The sequence below is a fragment of the Ditibartonella apihabitans genome (assembly GCF_002007485.1).
GTDB lineage: Bacteria > Pseudomonadota > Alphaproteobacteria > Rhizobiales > Rhizobiaceae > Bartonella > Bartonella apihabitans.
In genome coordinates, this window is sequence record NZ_CP015820.1 from 91810 (window position 1) to 108694 (window position 16885).

The 16885-nt window shown below is 46.1% G+C and carries 18 protein-coding genes; 5 read left to right on the forward strand and 13 right to left on the reverse strand.

The features are described from left to right. Positions 1-90 precede the first annotated feature (90 nt). Positions 91-1104, forward strand: a complete 1014-nt coding sequence (locus tag BBC0178_RS00400) for a zinc-binding alcohol dehydrogenase family protein (protein ID WP_078038808.1) — start codon at positions 91-93, stop codon at positions 1102-1104. Positions 1105-1296: 192 nt separating this feature from the next. On the opposite strand, the gene BBC0178_RS00405 is transcribed toward BBC0178_RS00400, so the two are convergent. The 9 genes from BBC0178_RS00405 to BBC0178_RS00445 all read right to left on the reverse strand — a co-directional run bounded on the left by BBC0178_RS00405 (position 1297) and on the right by BBC0178_RS00445 (position 8860). Continuing rightward, a complete protein-coding gene (locus BBC0178_RS00405; protein WP_078038809.1) occupies positions 1297-2148 on the reverse strand; it encodes a C40 family peptidase in 852 nt (283 codons plus the stop codon). Continuing rightward, a complete protein-coding gene (locus BBC0178_RS00410; RefSeq protein ID WP_078038810.1) occupies positions 2148-3539 on the reverse strand; it encodes a leucyl aminopeptidase family protein in 1392 nt (463 codons plus the stop codon). The genes BBC0178_RS00405 and BBC0178_RS00410 overlap by 1 nt, the downstream gene beginning before the upstream one ends. A 7-nt stretch (positions 3540-3546) precedes the next feature. After that, positions 3547-4542: a type I pantothenate kinase gene (gene coaA, locus BBC0178_RS00415; RefSeq protein ID WP_077969781.1), complete on the reverse strand. Its 996-nt coding sequence runs from the start codon at positions 4540-4542 to the stop codon at positions 3547-3549. After that, positions 4535-4858 carry a phosphoribosyl-ATP diphosphatase gene (locus tag BBC0178_RS00420; protein WP_078038811.1) on the reverse strand — a complete coding sequence of 108 codons (324 nt, stop codon included), beginning with the start codon at positions 4856-4858 and terminating at the stop codon, positions 4535-4537. Before BBC0178_RS00420 ends, coaA begins: the two co-directional genes overlap by 8 nt. Then, positions 4855-5649: an imidazole glycerol phosphate synthase subunit HisF gene (gene hisF / locus BBC0178_RS00425; RefSeq protein ID WP_078038812.1), complete on the reverse strand. Its 795-nt coding sequence runs from the start codon at positions 5647-5649 to the stop codon at positions 4855-4857. The genes BBC0178_RS00420 and hisF overlap by 4 nt, the downstream gene beginning before the upstream one ends. Next, the gene (gene hisA, locus BBC0178_RS00430) at positions 5646-6404 is read right to left on the reverse strand and encodes a 1-(5-phosphoribosyl)-5-[(5-phosphoribosylamino)methylideneamino]imidazole-4-carboxamide isomerase (RefSeq protein WP_078040281.1); all 759 of its coding nucleotides are present in this window, start codon (positions 6402-6404) and stop codon (positions 5646-5648) included. Before hisA ends, hisF begins: the two co-directional genes overlap by 4 nt. Further along, positions 6401-7051, reverse strand: a complete 651-nt coding sequence (gene hisH, locus BBC0178_RS00435) for an imidazole glycerol phosphate synthase subunit HisH (RefSeq protein ID WP_078038813.1) — start codon at positions 7049-7051, stop codon at positions 6401-6403. Before hisH ends, hisA begins: the two co-directional genes overlap by 4 nt. Positions 7052-7055: 4 nt before the next feature. After that, complete coding sequence (hisB, locus tag BBC0178_RS00440; protein ID WP_077969792.1) at positions 7056-7652, reverse strand: imidazoleglycerol-phosphate dehydratase HisB; 597 nt, start codon at positions 7650-7652, stop codon at positions 7056-7058. Between the two features lie 200 nt (positions 7653-7852). Then, positions 7853-8860: an asparaginase gene (locus BBC0178_RS00445; RefSeq protein WP_149867495.1), complete on the reverse strand. Its 1008-nt coding sequence runs from the start codon at positions 8858-8860 to the stop codon at positions 7853-7855. A 264-nt stretch (positions 8861-9124) separates the two neighbouring features. Here BBC0178_RS00445 and hslV point away from each other — a divergent pair, with 264 nt between their 5' ends. Together hslV and hslU are read left to right on the forward strand one after the other, a co-directional pair. Continuing rightward, positions 9125-9682 (forward strand): ATP-dependent protease subunit HslV, encoded by a 558-nt coding sequence (hslV, locus tag BBC0178_RS00450; RefSeq protein WP_075869579.1) that lies wholly within the window; start codon positions 9125-9127, stop codon positions 9680-9682. Between the two features lie 79 nt (positions 9683-9761). Next, positions 9762-11072, forward strand: a complete 1311-nt coding sequence (gene hslU, locus BBC0178_RS00455) for an ATP-dependent protease ATPase subunit HslU (RefSeq protein WP_075915317.1) — start codon at positions 9762-9764, stop codon at positions 11070-11072. 94 nt (positions 11073-11166) lie between these two features. Here hslU and BBC0178_RS00460 read toward each other — a convergent pair whose 3' ends face one another. Next, positions 11167-12183, reverse strand: a complete 1017-nt coding sequence (locus BBC0178_RS00460) for a YeiH family protein (protein WP_078038815.1) — start codon at positions 12181-12183, stop codon at positions 11167-11169. Positions 12184-12287: 104 nt separating this feature from the next. Here BBC0178_RS00460 and BBC0178_RS00465 point away from each other — a divergent pair, with 104 nt between their 5' ends. Together BBC0178_RS00465 and BBC0178_RS00470 are read left to right on the forward strand one after the other, a co-directional pair. Next, on the forward strand, positions 12288-13169 hold the full coding sequence (locus tag BBC0178_RS00465; protein ID WP_078038816.1) for a LysR family transcriptional regulator: 882 nt from the start codon (positions 12288-12290) through the stop codon (positions 13167-13169). A gap of 83 nt (positions 13170-13252) precedes the next feature. Next, positions 13253-14077, forward strand: a complete 825-nt coding sequence (locus BBC0178_RS00470) for a transporter substrate-binding domain-containing protein (RefSeq protein WP_149867383.1) — start codon at positions 13253-13255, stop codon at positions 14075-14077. 256 nt (positions 14078-14333) lie between these two features. On the opposite strand, the gene BBC0178_RS00475 is transcribed toward BBC0178_RS00470, so the two are convergent. The 3 genes from BBC0178_RS00475 to BBC0178_RS00485 form a co-directional block, all read right to left on the reverse strand. Further along, the gene (locus BBC0178_RS00475) at positions 14334-15071 is read right to left on the reverse strand and encodes a hypothetical protein (RefSeq protein ID WP_078038817.1); all 738 of its coding nucleotides are present in this window, start codon (positions 15069-15071) and stop codon (positions 14334-14336) included. A 476-nt stretch (positions 15072-15547) separates the two neighbouring features. Beyond that, positions 15548-16036, reverse strand: coding sequence for a signal peptidase II (gene lspA, locus BBC0178_RS00480; protein ID WP_077969816.1), 489 nt, complete (start codon positions 16034-16036; stop codon positions 15548-15550). Then, a complete protein-coding gene (locus BBC0178_RS00485) occupies positions 16033-16884 on the reverse strand; it encodes a TrmH family RNA methyltransferase (RefSeq protein ID WP_078038818.1) in 852 nt (283 codons plus the stop codon). The genes lspA and BBC0178_RS00485 overlap by 4 nt, the downstream gene beginning before the upstream one ends. Position 16885 lies beyond the last annotated feature (1 nt).

Here is a 16885-nt window from a genome sequence, read left to right on the forward strand (position 1 = left end):
ACTCTAAATTGGTGGTTTAGGAGGTAATTGCCCCCTCATCCATGCCATTTTATAGATGTTTTAAATGTTTCTCACCAAAGGAAAACCATTATGAAAGCCGTCGGATATTTCGAGAATTTGCCGATTAGTGATGATCGGTCCTTGCAGGATTTAACCGTTGATGTGCCGAAAATCGGTGATTACGACCTGTTGGTTGCTGTGAAGGCTGTTTCGGTCAATCCGATTGATGTGAAAACACGTCAAACCGGCAAAGCTTTTTCCGATGGGCCGAGAATTTTGGGCTTTGATGCTTCCGGCATTGTGCAAAAACTCGGTAAAAATGTTACCGGTTTCCATGAGGGGGATGAAGTCTTTTACGCCGGTGCTATCAATCGGCAAGGTTCAAACAGTGAATTTCAAGCGATAGATAGCCGTCTGGTCGCGTTAAAGCCCAAGAGTCTGGATTTCAAGACAGCGGCAGCGATGCCGCTTACCTCGCTCACTGCTTACGAAATGTTGTTTGATCGTATTGATATTTTGAAGCCGGTTCATGAAGGGAAAAATGCTCTATTGATGATCGCCGGTGCAGGCGGCGTTGGTTCGATTGCCATTCAATTGGCGCGCCACCTCTCGGATGTGGAAATCATTGCAACCGCATCGCGTCCACAATCGCAGGAATGGGCCTTGAAAATGGGTGCTCATCACGTCATTGATCATACAAAAGATTTTACTCCACAGCTTGAGAAAATCGGTTTTCCTCATCCTTCATTCATTTTCTCGACAGCAAATTCAGACGGTTACTTGCCGCAATATGTCAATATTATTGCACCCGAAGGACGACTTGGTCTGATCGATGGACCGAAAACATTCGATATTAATCCGCTAAAGATGAAAAGCGTGTCGGTTCATTGGGAATCCATGTTTACGCGTTCTATGTTTGGAACAGATGATATAGCGCGCCAAGGTGAAATACTCTCTCATGTAGCGCGTTTAATCGACGAAAAGAAAATTTTGCCGACACTGTCAAAAGTTATGTCACCAATCAATGCAGCCACTTTACGTGAAGCGCATCGTTTGATCGAAACGCAGCGGTCGGTTGGCAAACTCGTTGTCGAGGGATTCTGATTCTATTCGGAAAAGCTCACAGAATATTTCGGGCTTCAATGGCATTAATGATTGTTATTGAAGTCTGTTATTTCTGTTTTATCGGATAAAATAAGAATGATGATGGAAACGTTTTACAAGAAGTGGTTATTCCGGCAAAAGCGGTTATTCCAGAAAAGTAGAGCCTTTGATGAAGTTTCAGAAAATCCTAGGTTATAACCTCCGATAGCCGGTTGGAACCGAATGGTTCTTTGCAATACGTTCGATAGCGTGATCAAGATTTTCTTTTCTCACATCCATTGACGCACCATTGGCATGAATAAGTGTTCCGGAATCAACCATAATGGCTACATGCCCTTTCCAGAAGACGAGATCACCGCGTTGGAGACCATTTTCAGGTGCAATATCTTTCCCGATTGTCGCTTGCTGCATATCGGTATCGCGCAAAACTGTACGCCCCGTCATCATCAGTGCAAGTTGCACAAGGCCCGAGCAATCAATTCCCAAACCACTTTTGCCACCCCAAAGATAGGGCGTGTGAATGAATGATTCTGCTATTGTTACATAATCATCTGCCACCGTGCTGACAGGTATAATATGGTTGAAAACAACAAAGCTTCCATTATCAAGCCTCGCATAACGGGTGCCGCGTGTTTCTGCCTCTGAAACCACGTTGATGCGGCTTCCCATGGATAAAGGGCCTATCATGGGGCTGCGCAAGTCCGCATCACGATATTGGAAAGTGCGTGGTACGTTCACCCAATGTGTGGGTTGACTTCTGATAGGTCCGATTTTTGATTGTTCTACGTAACCGACATAGCCATCTTGTTGGGCTTGAACCCAGCAAAAGCCGTTTTTTTCTTCAAAGACTTTTACATCTTCGCCGAAGAGACATTCGCTTTGCCGTTCAGAGAGCGTGTCCGGAATTTTGTAAAGAGCAGCAACAGGCGCGACAATGCGCTTCAAAGAGCCGCGCACAAATCGGGACGCTTCTACCTGCCCACGCAAAGCTTCGTCTGCAAGATCAGGGCGATAGGCATGAAGACGGGGATCAAGTTTATCCATCAAAGGCCTTTCAGAATTGTATAAAGAGCGCGAATCCCTTGGGCTTCACCACCAATCGGGAAGGCGGGTTTTTCGGCCGGTGTCCAGCCATAAATATCAAAATGCGCCCAGTTTGCCGCTTGGTCGACGAATTTCTGTAAAAACAAAGCAGCCGTAATAGAACCGGCAAATCCGTCTGTCGTTACATTATTGAGATCGGCAATGCGGGAGGAAAGTTTTTTCTGATAGGGTTTCCAGAGTGGCAATTGCCATAACGGATCCTGAATTTCCATTGATATACGGGAGATTATTTGGCCCAATTCATTGTTGTTACAATAAAAGGGCGGGACATCCGGTCCCAATGCGACACGTGCTGCACCGGTCAAGGTTGCCATGTCGAAAAGATAGTCCGGTTTTTCCTCGTCACCATAGGCGAGTGCATCAGCCAGAATAAGCCGCCCCTCTGCATCGGTATTGCCGATTTCGACAGTCAATCCTTTTCTGCTTTTTAAAACATCTCCGGGGCGAAAAGCATTTCCCGAAATCGAGTTTTCGACTGCAGGAACGATTAGTCTCAAACGGATAGGGAGTTTTGCGTCCATAATGAGTTTGGCAAGCCCCATAACATTTGCAGCTCCCCCCATATCTTTTTTCATTAGCAACATGCCGTTTGCGGATTTTATATCAAGGCCGCCGCTATCAAAAGCAACGCCTTTTCCCACCAATGTCACTTTAGGGTGGTTCTCGTCTCCCCAACGAAGATCAATAACGCGCGGGGCTACCGAGCCGGCGCGGCCGACTGCATGAACCATCGGAAAATTCTGTTTGAGAAGATCATCACCCCAGATACTGGTAACAGTCGCGCTGTAAGTTCTTCCCAATTCACGTATAGCCTCCTCGATTGTGTCGGGCTGCATGTCATTGGTCGGCGTATTGATAAGATCGCGAACGAAAAATGTTGTTTCAATAAGACGTTTCAGTTCAGTTTTATCAATATCTGCAGGAAGGGTAATTCTGATTTTCTTGTTTCCGGTTATTTCAAGATAACGCGCGAATTTATAGCTTCCCAGAGCAAGTCCCAAAAAGAGGTTGAGGGCATTTTCCGGTAAATGTTCAAAATGCCAGTCACCTTCGGGCAATTGTTTAAACAGATTTCCGATAGCAAAAACATCATTCCCGTCGCCGAAGCCCAAATAGACTTTGGAAACCGTTCCGTCATTATCAGGAACGATCAATATGTCACCGCATTTTCCAGTGAAGTGGTTGGCTTTTGCCCACGTGGCTGCAACAGTGTCTTCGGAAAAAAAAGATTGATCATTTTCGCCGACCAGAATGATCGGGTGGCTTTGCCCCGATCGTTCGGTCATAAATTCAATCGGACAAGGCGTTATCGGGGCCAAAATTCGTGACATATTTCACCTATAATTTTCTAAGTGCGACATATTCCACCAGATGATCGCTGCCCTTTCGCAAAATGAGATCGGCGCGTGGTCTTGTTGGCAAAATATTTTCTTCAAGATTTTTCAAATTGATTGTGTTCCACAGATTTTCCGCGACATCCATAGCTTCTTTTTCTGTCATTTTTGAATAACGATGAAAATACGAATCGGGATTCTGGAATGCTGTGAGGCGGAAACGGCGGAACCGCTCCATATACCAATGATAGATAATTTCGGTTTTTGCATCGATATAGATAGAAAAATCGAAAAAGTCGGAAACGAATGGCACGGCTTTTCCATCACGCGGTAAATCCCTGACCTGAAGCACATTGATACCCTCGACAATCAGAATATCCGGCCGGTCGACAACAATTTGCTCATTTGGCAAAACATCATAAGCCTGATGGGAATAAAGGGGTGCCACAACATCGCCCATACCTGCCTTGATAGCAGAAAGGAAACGTAAAAGTTTGCCGACATCATAAGAATCGGGAAAGCCTTTTCTATCCATTCTGTTTTCAGCTTTCAGGACAGCATTGGGATAGAGAAAACCGTCTGTTGTTATCAGGTCCACCTTGGGGCTCGAGGGCCAGCGTTTAAGGAGTTCTTGCAAAATGCGGGCGGTGGTTGATTTGCCAACGGCAACCGAACCCGCAATTCCGATAATGAACGGTGTTTTTGCGGTGTTTTGCGTGCGCAAGAAACGTTTGCGTTTTTGAAAAAGCATCTGGATTGCTTCGACATGGGTCGAAAGCAGACGGGATAGAGAAAGATAAATGCGTTGCACTTCGTGAAGATCAATCGGATCACCAATAGAGCGTAACCGTTTGACCTCGTCGAAGGTCAGGGTCAATGGAGTATCCGCACGAAAGACAGACCATTCATAGGCCGTGAAAATGCTATAGGGCGAATAACGGCCGAAAACAAAATCACCGAGATCGGCGGTCTGATTGGTGGGCTTTAGCGCGTCAACCATTCTTGCGGGATGCCTTTTCCTCTAGTCCTGATTGAGCGGTGCGTCTTGCCAATTCTTTAACCACGTCATCAAGCTTTATTCCGCGAATATGCCACATAACCAGCAAATGATAGATGAGATCGGCACTCTCGCTGATGAAATGTTTGTCATCTTCATCAAGCGAAGCAATAACTGTTTCGACAGCTTCCTCCCCCATTTTTTTGGCCGCACGCCCCATTCCCTTTTGTACGAGGCTTGCCGTATAGGAACTGCCATCGTCAACCATTGCACGTTTTGCAATAATATCTTCAAGGCTATGCAAGCTAAAATCAGTCATTCACCTTCTCCAAATTTATCCATGCGTACCGGAATGCCGGCTTTTGCCATGTAGTGTTTTGCTTCACCAATGCTATAGGTTCCGAAATGGAAAATCGACGCGGCAAGCACGGCTGTTGCATGCCCGTCACGGATACCGGCCACAAGATGGTCGAGTGTTCCGACCCCGCCCGAAGCAATCACGGGAACGTCCACCGCATCGGCAAGGGTACGGGTCAAAGCAATGTCATAGCCTTCTTTTGTCCCGTCACGATCCATAGAGGTGAGCAGAATTTCACCGGCACCTTTTTTTTCAACAAGACGGGCAAATTCGATTGCATCAATGCCGGTCGGGTTTCTGCCACCGTGGGTAAAAATTTCCCAATGCCGGTTTTTACCATCGCCTGCCACCTCTTTGGCATCAATGGCAACCACAATACATTGGTTGCCGAATTTATCGGCAGCTTCGGCAACAAAATCGGGGTTTTTGACAGCGGCGGTGTTTATCGACACCTTGTCGGCACCGGCAAGCAGAAGTTTGCGAATGTCGTTTACAGTGCGCACACCTCCGCCAACAGTGACAGGCATGAAACATTGGTCGGCTGTGCGGGCAACAACATCGAATAATGTTTCGCGATTGTCGCTACTTGCGGTAATATCGAGAAAACATAATTCATCGGCGCCGGCGCTATCATAGGCTTTTGCGGCTTCAACCGGATCACCCGCATCAATAAGATCAACAAAGTTGACCCCTTTGACCACACGGCCGTCTTTGACATCAAGACAAGGAATAATACGCGCTTTGAGTGTCATGATTGCCCGCTCTTTCCGGCTTTTTTATTTGCCTCGTCAATCAATGCCAATGCTTCTTTTGCATCAATATGCCCGTCATAAAGAGCGCGTCCCGAAATTGCACCGTTCAATATGGCAGCATCGGGCGAACAAAGCCGTTTGATATCCTCCATTGAAGCAAGACCACCGGAAGCAATAACCGGTATTGAAACAGAGCGGGCAAGATCAAGGGTCGAATTCCAGTTGATACCGGTCAATATCCCATCACGATCAATATCGGTATAGATAATAGCGGCAACGCCCGCACCTTCAAAACGCTTTGCCAGTTCAAGGGCGGAAAGTTCGGACTCTTCAGCCCATCCTTCAACGGCAACTTTGCCACCACGAGCATCAATACCGACGGCAATCTTTCCCGGAAAAAGTTTGCAAGCTTCACGAACCAGTTGCGGATTTCTGACGGCAACAGTGCCCAGAATTACGCGGGCGAGACCCTTTTTCAGCCAGTTTTCGATGTGGGCAAGGGTTCTGATACCGCCACCAAGCTGGACTGGGTTTGTCGTTGCCCGCAATATTGCATCGACGGCCGAACCATTGACTGTAACACCTTCAAATGCGCCATTGAGATCAACAACGTGAAGCCATTTGAAACCTTCCGACTGGAAGTGGTGGGCTTGTGCGGCAGGATCGGCACTATAAACTGTTGCCTTATTCATATCGCCGAGTTTCAGGCGGACGCAAAACCCGTCTTTAAGATCGATTGCAGGGTAAAGAATCATGGTTTCCATTCCAGAAAATTGGCAATGAGTTGAAGGCCGAGACGCTGGCTTTTTTCCGGATGAAACTGCGTCCCGAACATATTGTCGCGGATAACTGCTGCGGTGGCCGGCCCGCCATAATCGGTGACTGCCAATAATTCATCAGGATTTTGGCAATCAAGTTGGTAGGAATGGACAAAATAGGCATGAAGCCCCTGTTCACCGGTGAGGATGCCGGAAAATAGCGGATGGCTCCGTTTCAATTCGAGCGTGTTCCAGCCGATCTGGGGCACTTTCAAAGCAGCGTCTTGAGGCTTTATCAAAGTAACATCACCCTTAATCCAGTTAAGTCCGTTGGTGGTTGTTTTTTCCATTCCACGGGACGCCATGAGCTGCATGCCAACGCAAATCCCCATAAAGGGATAGCCGCCTTTGAGCACCCTTTCATTCAAAGCTTCAACCATTCCCTGAACGGCATCAAGTCCCGCCCGACAATCGGCATAGGCACCGACGCCTGGCAAAACCACGCGGTCGGCTTTCATAACATCTTCTGCCCGATTGGTGAGGACAATATTTGCATTTATGCCATGGTCATGGCTTGCGCGCTCGAAAGCTTTTGTGGCCGAGCGTAAATTGCCGGAGCCGTAGTCGATAATTGCGACTTGCATTTTATCAGCCTTTCAAAGTGCCTTTGGTCGAGGGCACAGCGTTTTTCTGGCGCGGGTCTTCCTCGATTGCAGCACGTAAAACGCGGGCTACCGATTTGAATGCGGTCTCAGCGATATGGTGGCTATTCAAACCATAATGATTGACAATATGAAGCGTTATTCCGGCATGTTGGGAAAAGGCTTGAAAAAACTCTCTGACCAATTCGGTATCGAAAGAGCCGATTTTTTGTGTCGGAAATTCAACCTTGAAAATAAGAAACGGGCGCCCCGATACATCAATGGCCGCTCTCGTGCAGGTTTCATCCATAGCAAGATCAAGCGAAGCATAACGGCGAATGCCGCGCCGCTCGCCCAAAGCCTGTTTGATAGCTTCACCCAACGCAATTCCGCAATCTTCAACCGTGTGATGATCGTCAATATAGGTGTCGCCGACAGCCTTGATTTTCATATCAATCAATGAATGGCGGGAAAGTTGTTCCAACATATGATTGAAAAATCCTACACCGGTATCAATCTCGAATGTTCCTGTTCCGTCTAGGTTGACCGAAACCGAAATATCTGTCTCATTGGTTTTGCGTTTTATCGTTGCTGAGCGCGTCATTTTGTTCCCGTTCCAAGAAGCTTGAAAGAAGCTCCACTTGTTGTCATTTTCAAAACCTGACGATGAGCACAAGGCTTAACGAAGCAGTGTTATTTATAAGCTTTGCCAGCGTCACTTTTGAAGTAAAATATGTTAAATCATTCGTGCAAAATATCCAATTGCTTTCACGTTTTTTTCATTGGTGAACCGCTTTTGTGACTTTAAACGGTTTCGACTGTCTCGCCGATTTGCCAGTGACCCCATTCTTTTTCAATTTCTTCTTTATCATGACCGGCTGAAAGGAGAGCCCATAATAACAGCCGCGCTTTTAAGGGCGAAAGCCACCCGCCCATCAGCACGCCGTTTTTCATCAGATCAATTTCCGAACCTTTATAGCCATAGGTTCTCTCACTCGTTGGCCCGCTATAGGCCCGTGTTGCCACAATAACCGGCAGAGTGCCCGCATAATTTTTAATAATATCGGCTTCCTCGAAACTGACATGGCCTGAGCCGAAACCGGCAATCACAACGCCCTGATAAATGCCTCTTGAAAATAAGAGTTCAAGATGATCTCCTCCTGAAGAAAGGCAGGCTTCGACAAGCGCAACTTTTTTATCAAGCGTTTTCGGCCGGCTTAGCGGTTTTGGTCGTCTATCGATAGAGTGGAAGTAAACCGGTTTTTCCTCGACAATCACACCAAGCGGGCCGACTAAACCTGATTTGAAAGTTTCAACTTTAAGCGAATGACTTTTTCTTACAAAATAGGGAGAGTGGATTTCGTCATTCATCACCACCAAAGCGCCGCGGCCAATGCTTTGTTCATCTATTGCCACGAGCAAAGAGGATAAAAGATTGGCTGGCCCGTCGGCACCGGCTGCCATTGGTGCGCGCATAGCACCGGTAATAACAAGCGGCTGTGGTTTTTGCCAATAAAGTGAAAGGAGAAATGCTGATTCTTCAAGCGTGTCAGTGCCTTGCGTCAGAATGACAGCTTTTGCACCTTCATCAATCTGGTTATTTGCCCAATCAAGAGCTTCAAACAACACTTTGAAGGAAAGCGAACCGCTTGGCAGTTTTGCCAATGTTTCGGCATGTATTGTAGCAAGTTCGGAAATACCGGGAACCGATTTTGCGAGCTGGTCGGCCGAAAGTTCAGGCTCCACTCCGCCGGACTTTCCGGCAACCATGGCAATTGTGCCACCCAATGCACCAATAGCAACTGTCGGCAATGGCATTTTCTGTTTTCCTTTGAGAGTTCGAATTTGCCAAGCATTAGCAGCATTTGATCAAGTCAACAATGCGCTTTGATAACAAGTTATAATCGAGCGGTTTTGTTCAAAAATGAATGTTTTTTTAAAAATCGGGACGGTTTTTAAAATGTCTTTGTCAATATGGTTGAGTTTTAATGTGCGAATTCCTAAATATGCACTCTGTATAGCCGCTTTTCATTGCTTTTAACGAGGATGGAGCGTGTGGATAAAAGGAGTTTACTTGTGACAGAACATAAGCCCGATACAATGTATGGCACGACCATCATTACAGTTCGTAAAGGCAATAAGGTTGTCATTGCCGGCGATGGACAGGTGACATTGGGGCAGACAATCATGAAGGGTAATGCAAGAAAAGTACGCCGCATTGGCAAGAATGGATCGGTTATTGCCGGTTTTGCCGGTGCAACAGCCGACGCATTTACCTTGCTTGAACGGCTTGAAACCAAGCTTGAACAATATCCTGACCAATTGATGCGTGCCTGTGTTGAACTTGCCAAGGATTGGCGCACCGATCGTTATTTGCGTAAATTGGAAGCGATGATGCTGGTGGCCGATAAAAATGTAACATTGGCTTTGACAGGGCTCGGCGATGTGCTTGAACCTGAAGATGGCATTATGGCAATCGGTTCGGGCGGCAACTTTGCTCTTTCGGCAGCGCGTGCACTGATCGACACCGATATGGATGCCGAAACAATTGCCCGCAAAGCCATGAAGATTGCTTCCGATATTTGCGTTTACACCAATAGCAACTTTATTGTTGAAACGCTTGATGCCGAATAATGATTGAATGTTTCCATGTCACTTCTTGTCGAAAGAGCTTTAAACCTGACAAGAAGTGCGAAAGAGAGAGCACTTTTAGATGAGTTCTGTATTTTCCCCCCGCGAAATAGTTTCCGAGCTTGATCGCTTTATTATCGGACAAAAAGATGCCAAACGTGCTGTTGCTATAGCATTGCGTAACCGCTGGCGTCGTCAGCAGCTTCAAGGCGAAATGCGCGAAGAAGTGATGCCGAAAAATATTCTGATGATCGGGCCGACCGGTGTCGGCAAGACCGAAATTGCCCGCCGCCTTGCAAAACTTGCCGGCTCACCTTTTGTCAAGGTTGAAGCCACCAAGTTTACAGAGGTCGGCTATGTCGGCCGTGATGTCGAACAGATTATTCGTGATCTTGTTGAAGTGGCCATTAATCTTGTCCGTGAAAAAAAACGTGAAGCGGTGAAAGCCAAAGCCCATATCAACGCAGAAGAACGTGTTCTGGATGCGCTGGTTGGCAAAACCGCAAGTCCTGCAACGCGCGACAGTTTCCGCAAAAAATTGCGTGAGGGCGAGCTTGATGATAACGAAATTGAAATAGAGGTTGCCGATAACAGCCCGAATAGTGCCCCCACCTTCGACATTCCAGGTATGCCGGGCGCGCAAATGGGCATTATGAATTTGTCCGATATTTTCGGTAAGATGGGTGGACGCACCAAGACACGGAAAACCACGGTCAAAAATGCATTCAAACCATTGATTGAAGATGAGTCTGACAAGCTTCTCGATCAGGATCAGATTATTCAGGAAGCGCTTCGTTCCACTGAAAATGACGGTATTGTCTTTATTGACGAGATCGACAAGATCGCAGCGCGTGAAGGCGGCCTTGGTGCCGGTGTTTCGCGCGAAGGTGTGCAGCGCGATCTGTTACCTTTGATTGAAGGAACAACCGTTGCCACCAAATATGGTCAAATCAAAACCGATCATATTCTGTTTATCGCTTCCGGTGCGTTTCATGTTTCGAAACCTTCCGATCTTTTGCCTGAACTTCAGGGGCGTTTGCCAATCAGGGTCGAACTTAATGCGCTCACACGGGAAGATTTCCGCCGCATTCTTACCGAAACGGAAGTCAGTCTTATCAAGCAATATATCGCTTTGATGGCGACTGAAAATGTGACGCTCGAAATTACCGATGATGCCATTGATGCTCTCGCCGATATAGCAGTAGATTTGAACTCTACTGTAGAAAATATCGGTGCCCGCCGTCTGCAAACAGTGATGGAACGCGTTCTTGACGAAATTTCCTTCACAGCACCCGATAAATCGGGCACAACCTTCAAGGTTGATGCGGCTTATGTCAAAAAAGCAGTGGGTGACCTTGCAGCCAATGCCGATTTGTCGCGGTTTATTCTGTAATTTCAAAACAAAGAGATTGCATTTAATCTATTAAAACAGCCCTTCGGGGCTGTTTTATTTTGAATATATCGTCGTTTAGTGCACTTCCGGCTATTTATGACAATTGAAGGAGCGAGATCATTGTCAGGCTTGCGGTCGCCAGAATGATGATGGATATGAAAGCTGTCAGGACAACTCGTGGTCCGGATTTTTTCAAAGCCTTTATATCAACACCCAGCCCTAAAGCGGCCATTGAAATAACGGTCAGGATTTTTGCCACAAAAGCCATGGTGTCGAGTGCCAATTGCGGAATGATAGCGCAGGAATTGGCAAGCAAAAGAATGACGAAGCCGATAATGAACCACGGCACCATTTTGCTGAATTTGAGTTTGGTGTTGGCACCGAGCCCGTAAATGAGGCCGATCACGAATATCACCGGCCCAAGCATCAACACACGAACAAGTTTGACAAGCGTGGCTGTCTGTACACTGATAAGTGATACAGGTGCAGCCGCAGCCAAAACTTGCGGCACAGCATAAACAGTCATACCGGCAAGAACCCCGTATTGCTTAAAGCTTAAACCTGCTAACGGGACTGCAAGTGGCAAGACCAGAATAACAACAATACCGAGCGCGGCTGTAAAAGCGATTGACGAAGCCACATCCGAGCCTTCTGCCTTGATGACAGGTGCAACAGCCGCAATCGCCGAATTTCCGCAAATCGAATTGCCACAGGCAACAAGCAAGGCGAGACGGGGGCCAAGGCCCAAAAGCCTGCCAATTGCATAGGTTATGGCAATCACACAGGCCACAATGACGATAATGCCGACAAGCAATCCGAAACCGGCCGCGATGACCGCGCTCACACTGATACTTGCACCCAATAATAGAACCGCACATTCAAGAAGAATTTTTGCCGAAAATCCCACCCCTTCCGCATATTGGGATGGAATGCCTTTGACTGTCCGGATGATTGCACCAATCAGTATGGCAAGAACCAGACTTTCAAGCCAGGCCTCGCCGAAGATGAGTTTTTCAAGCTTTTCCAGAACAATGGCAACAGCCGAAATAACCGCGCATAATATAATGCCCGGTGCAAAACGAAAGAAAATTGCCTGAATTCGGCTAGCCATGTTGAAATATCCTTTTTTTTAAAATCTGCTAGCGCGGTTTAATCATGTAATCAATTTTCAAATATGTTATGAATTGTTCGATTTAATCGAACATTGGCACGGCAATGATTACATTTGAACAGATGCGGATATTTCTGGCTGTCGCCGAACGCGAGCATTTGACCGAAGCGGCAAAAGCGCTTTTGTTGACACCTTCTGCCGTTTCCAGTGCCATCCATATGATTGAAGAACATTATCAGGTGCGTCTTTTCAATCGCATTGGCCGACGTATCCAGTTGAGTGATGCGGGTTCTGTCTTTGTTGAAGATTGCCGCCACACATTGGCGCAAGTCAAAGTCGCGGAAACAACTTTGCGTGAATTTAGCGGTCTTAAACGTGGAGCACTTGGTTTATTTGCGAGCCAGACAATCGCCAATTATTTTTTGCCACCGGTCATTGCAAAATTTCGCAATTTATATCCGGCAATTACTGTCAAAATGTCGATCGGTAACACCGAACAGGTCGAAAATGCTGTTCTATCGGGGGTAACAGACATCGGTTTTGCCGAAGGGACTATAAAAAATGAAAGCCTTCATCGTCAAAAAGTGGCTGATGATGAATTGTTCATTATTGCCGCAAAAAACCATCCTCTTACGAATAAACCGTCGGTGAAGTATAAAGATATTTCAGCGTTTCCGTGGATTTTGCGTGAAAAGGGCTCGGGAACACGAGCCATTTTCGAGCAAGCGCTTTCAAACCATGGTTATGACCTGGCAGATCTTGAAGTGATGCAGACTTTCCCCTCGAATGAAGCGGTGCTGTCGGCGGTTGCGGCATCAAATGCTCTGACTGCCATTTCAAAACGTGCGGTTTCGGCTTCGCTTGCCGCAGGACTTGTTGAAAAGTTGAATTTTTTATCCGTAAAACGGGATTTTTTACTGTTACTCAATCCGCAGCGCTTCAAAACCAAAGCGGTTGGTGCTTTTATTGATTTGCTTGATGGCTGATTTGGTTAAACCGACAAGCAATAAGGTTAAAACAATGTGGGAAAGAAACAGTCAGACGAATAATGAACTGCCGGATGGGACCGATGATGAAGAAAACTCTTATGATGCTTTTTTGGGGGTGCTCTTTCTTAACACTGACACATGCCGATGCGTCGAAACTCAATGATGTCCTTGACATTAAAACATTACGCGTTTGCACCACCGGTGACTATAAACCTTATAGCTTTTTGAAAACGGATGGCACTTACGAAGGTATCGACATTTCCATGGCGCATTCTCTGGCCAAATCGCTTGGTGCCGAGGTAGAATTTGTGCAAACAAGCTGGAAAACGCTGATGGCGGATTTCCTTGATGACAAATGCGATATAGCAATGGGCGGAATTTCCATTTCGCTTGCCCGCCAACAACAGGTTTATATGTCGGAACCACTTGGAGTGGATGGCAAAATTCCGTTTGTACGCTGTGAAGATGCTAAAAAATATAATACGTTAAGTGCACTCAACCACAAGACTGTTCGTGCGATCGAACCGGCCGGCGGAACCAATGAGGCATTTGTCAGAAAATATATGCCGAATGCAAAACTCGAACTTTTTCATGACAATACGACGATTTTTAAAAATCTCGTCGACAAAAAAGCCGATGTCATGATTACCGATGCATCCGAAGCTCTTTATCAAAAACGGTATTATCCGACTTTATGTGCTGTCAATCCGGATAAACCTTTGGAATTTTTCGAGAAGGGCTACATGCTTCCGAAAGGCGATATCAGTTGGAAACTTTATGTCGACCAATGGCTGCATTTGATGCAGAAAAATGGCGAATATAATGCAATTTCCGCCCATTGGCTGAAGGTAGATGATGTTGGACATCATGATAAAAAACATGCCACAACCAAACATAGCCACTAAATATAGCTCGCCGGACTAAGATTGGTGTAAATTGCCGAAATAAGATACCCCGTTCATTCACCAAAACAGTCTCATGTTGTCTGATGTGTTTTTTTAAATTTCTCGATAAATCAACAGAGTTAGCCGGTTGCAGTTGCTGCAAACAGAAGAATATTAAATAGCTCTAAAATGTCAAAAAACGGAAGCATTTTACGGCCTCCGTTTCTTGAACTTTAGTTTATGGGCAAAAACATTTCTGTCTTTTATAGGTGTTGTTTCAACCAACAATTTTTTTGGCTGGAAATAATAAAAATACGCGTGTTTCATTGCTTGCACGGTCAACCACAGCATTATCGGCAACTTTTGCTCCAACACGCAAGCAATAGCGCAGCATGGGCGGAAGCGAAGAAAATGCTTCATCGGGCTTGATGGCCTCTTCAGGCATAATATCCATGGTCACACCATGGGCAGCACGCAAATGAACGCCTGATTGCGCGCGACAAAAATGATAAAGATAGGAAAGTTCCAAAGCATGAGCGGCAGGATAGCGGCTGTCGAATGCCAGACTTCCAATGACGTAATCGACATTCCGGAGAACGCAAAAGTTCGAAATCGCCTGCCATAAAAGCCCTTGGGCACGATGGGCCTTCGATTTGTCAAAACATTCAAAAGGAGCAATTGTCAAAAATACCGGTGCATTCTGGCCGCCTTCGACTTCAAAACTTTCGCCGAGACTTGTTCCGTCAAGATTTTGATTGGCACCGAGAACATTCGTAAGTGTCATATAGCAACGTGCAACAGGATTTTGCGGATCAGCTTTATCATTGACAACCATAACCCATTCGTCACGGTCATCCGGCACATTTTCTTTTGCCGGAACCGTTTTTTCAAGGCTGTCGGATATTCTCTGCAAGCGGGCTTCCAGAGAACCGAATGTTGCAAGCAAGAGAGAATCGCTCTTATCGCAATTTTCATTACCCGATGTTTTCAGAACTGTCCTTGCACAAGCTGTCATTTCAATGCTCCTCATTGAAGCGTTGTTGATTTAAAAGCAACCAACATCATGTCCTGCTGTCGATTTAGAACTTTCTTATTGCATGACAATGACGGGAAAGTGATTTTTTCAAGGCAATTCACAATCGGCCTGAAACAGGATTAACAATTGGTAAATATAGGCTTTTTTCTATGTTTATAAGAGCTTGAGATTGGTTAGCCGGTTTAGAACCGCAATTTTATTTCTGTCAAAAAAAGGCAAAGACAGATGTCGGAGAGCGGATGTGCCAAAAATGGATATGATTTTTTGTCCTTTTTCGTCTCGCATAAAGGCTGATGACCGATCGAAATTGTTTTGTCGTAACCGTTTTCTAGAAAGACGTTGTTATCGAAACGGATGTTTTTTCGTCGTTAGAAAATTTGGATGAGAAGCTGCTGACGGGCTTTTAAATTTTTGAGCTTATAAACGGGGAATGTTTCAAGTGGCTTGCGGTTATTCTAGTTTGCTTTTTGCTTTTCCCGTTTCCAGTGCAGCAATTCATCGAGCACGATCAGGACAGCGCCGACCGTTATGAAACTGTCAGCAAGGTTGAAAATGGCAAAGGAGAAAACACCGTCGATATGGAAAGAAATGTAATCTATGACATAGTGAAAACGTATGCGGTCAATCAGATTGCCGATGGCTCCACCGATCACCAGCAGAAAGCCAAATCGCGAGAGTGATTTTTCCGGTCCTGCATTTTTCCATAACCAGATGACGAAACAGATAATGCATAATGTCAATGCAATCAGGCCCCAATCGGAGACTGATGACAACATGGAAAACGCAATTCCGGGGTTGCGGGCATGATAAAGTGAAAGAAATGGCAAAAGGTCGATCTCTTCCCCGACTTCCAATGTATTCACCACCCAATATTTGATCAATTGGTCAAGGCCAACTGTAATAACAAGTCCCGCTATAAGTGTGATGAGGGATTTTGCCTTCATGAACGGGCCTCTCGCGGGTCAAGCGTCAGGTTATGACGGCGGATTTCATAGAGCATGACACCGGTTGCCACAGCAAGATTGAGTGAATCAGCACGTCCCGCTTGCGGAATGCGGGCAAGTTGATCGCAACTATCGGCAAGATTATCCGGAAGGCCTTGTTGTTCGTTACCCATAAAAAGAATGATAGGTCCTTTTTTATAGTCGATTGTGCGGTAGTCAACGGAACCTTTCAAGTGTGTACCAATGATTTGACCATGAAATCCGGTGCGCCATTTTAAAAACTCGTCAGCGCTCATTTTAAAAAGCGGAAGGGCAAAAATCGAGCCCATGGTTGCGCGTACCGTTTCAAGGGAATAGGGGTCGGTTGTATCGCCAACGAGTATCAGCCCCTTCGCCCCGACTGCATCGGCTGTGCGGATAATGGTTCCGAGATTGCCGGGGTCACGAATGCGGTCGAGTGCAACATAGACATCCTCTCCCTTGGCGTTAAAGGTCGACATGTCATGCCAGCGTTGTTCGAAAACACCAACCACCATTTGCGGATTGTCGCGCCGTGTTACGGATTCCATAACCTTCTGGTTTGCTTCGATGATGAGACCACCAGCGGCTTTCGTGCGGGCAGCCGTTTTTTCAATCAACGGATTGCCAAGACCGGCTTTTGAAAACAGAAGTGTGCGTATTGTCCAGCCAAGATCAAGAGCATCAATAATAAGCTTCAACCCTTCGGCCATGAAAACGCCTTCACGATCACGGTTTTTTTTAAGCGACAAGGATTTCATATCCTTGATGATCGGATTGGCAAGCGAAGTAATTTCTTTAACCTGACCGTGTTGTCTTTGTGTTGTCATA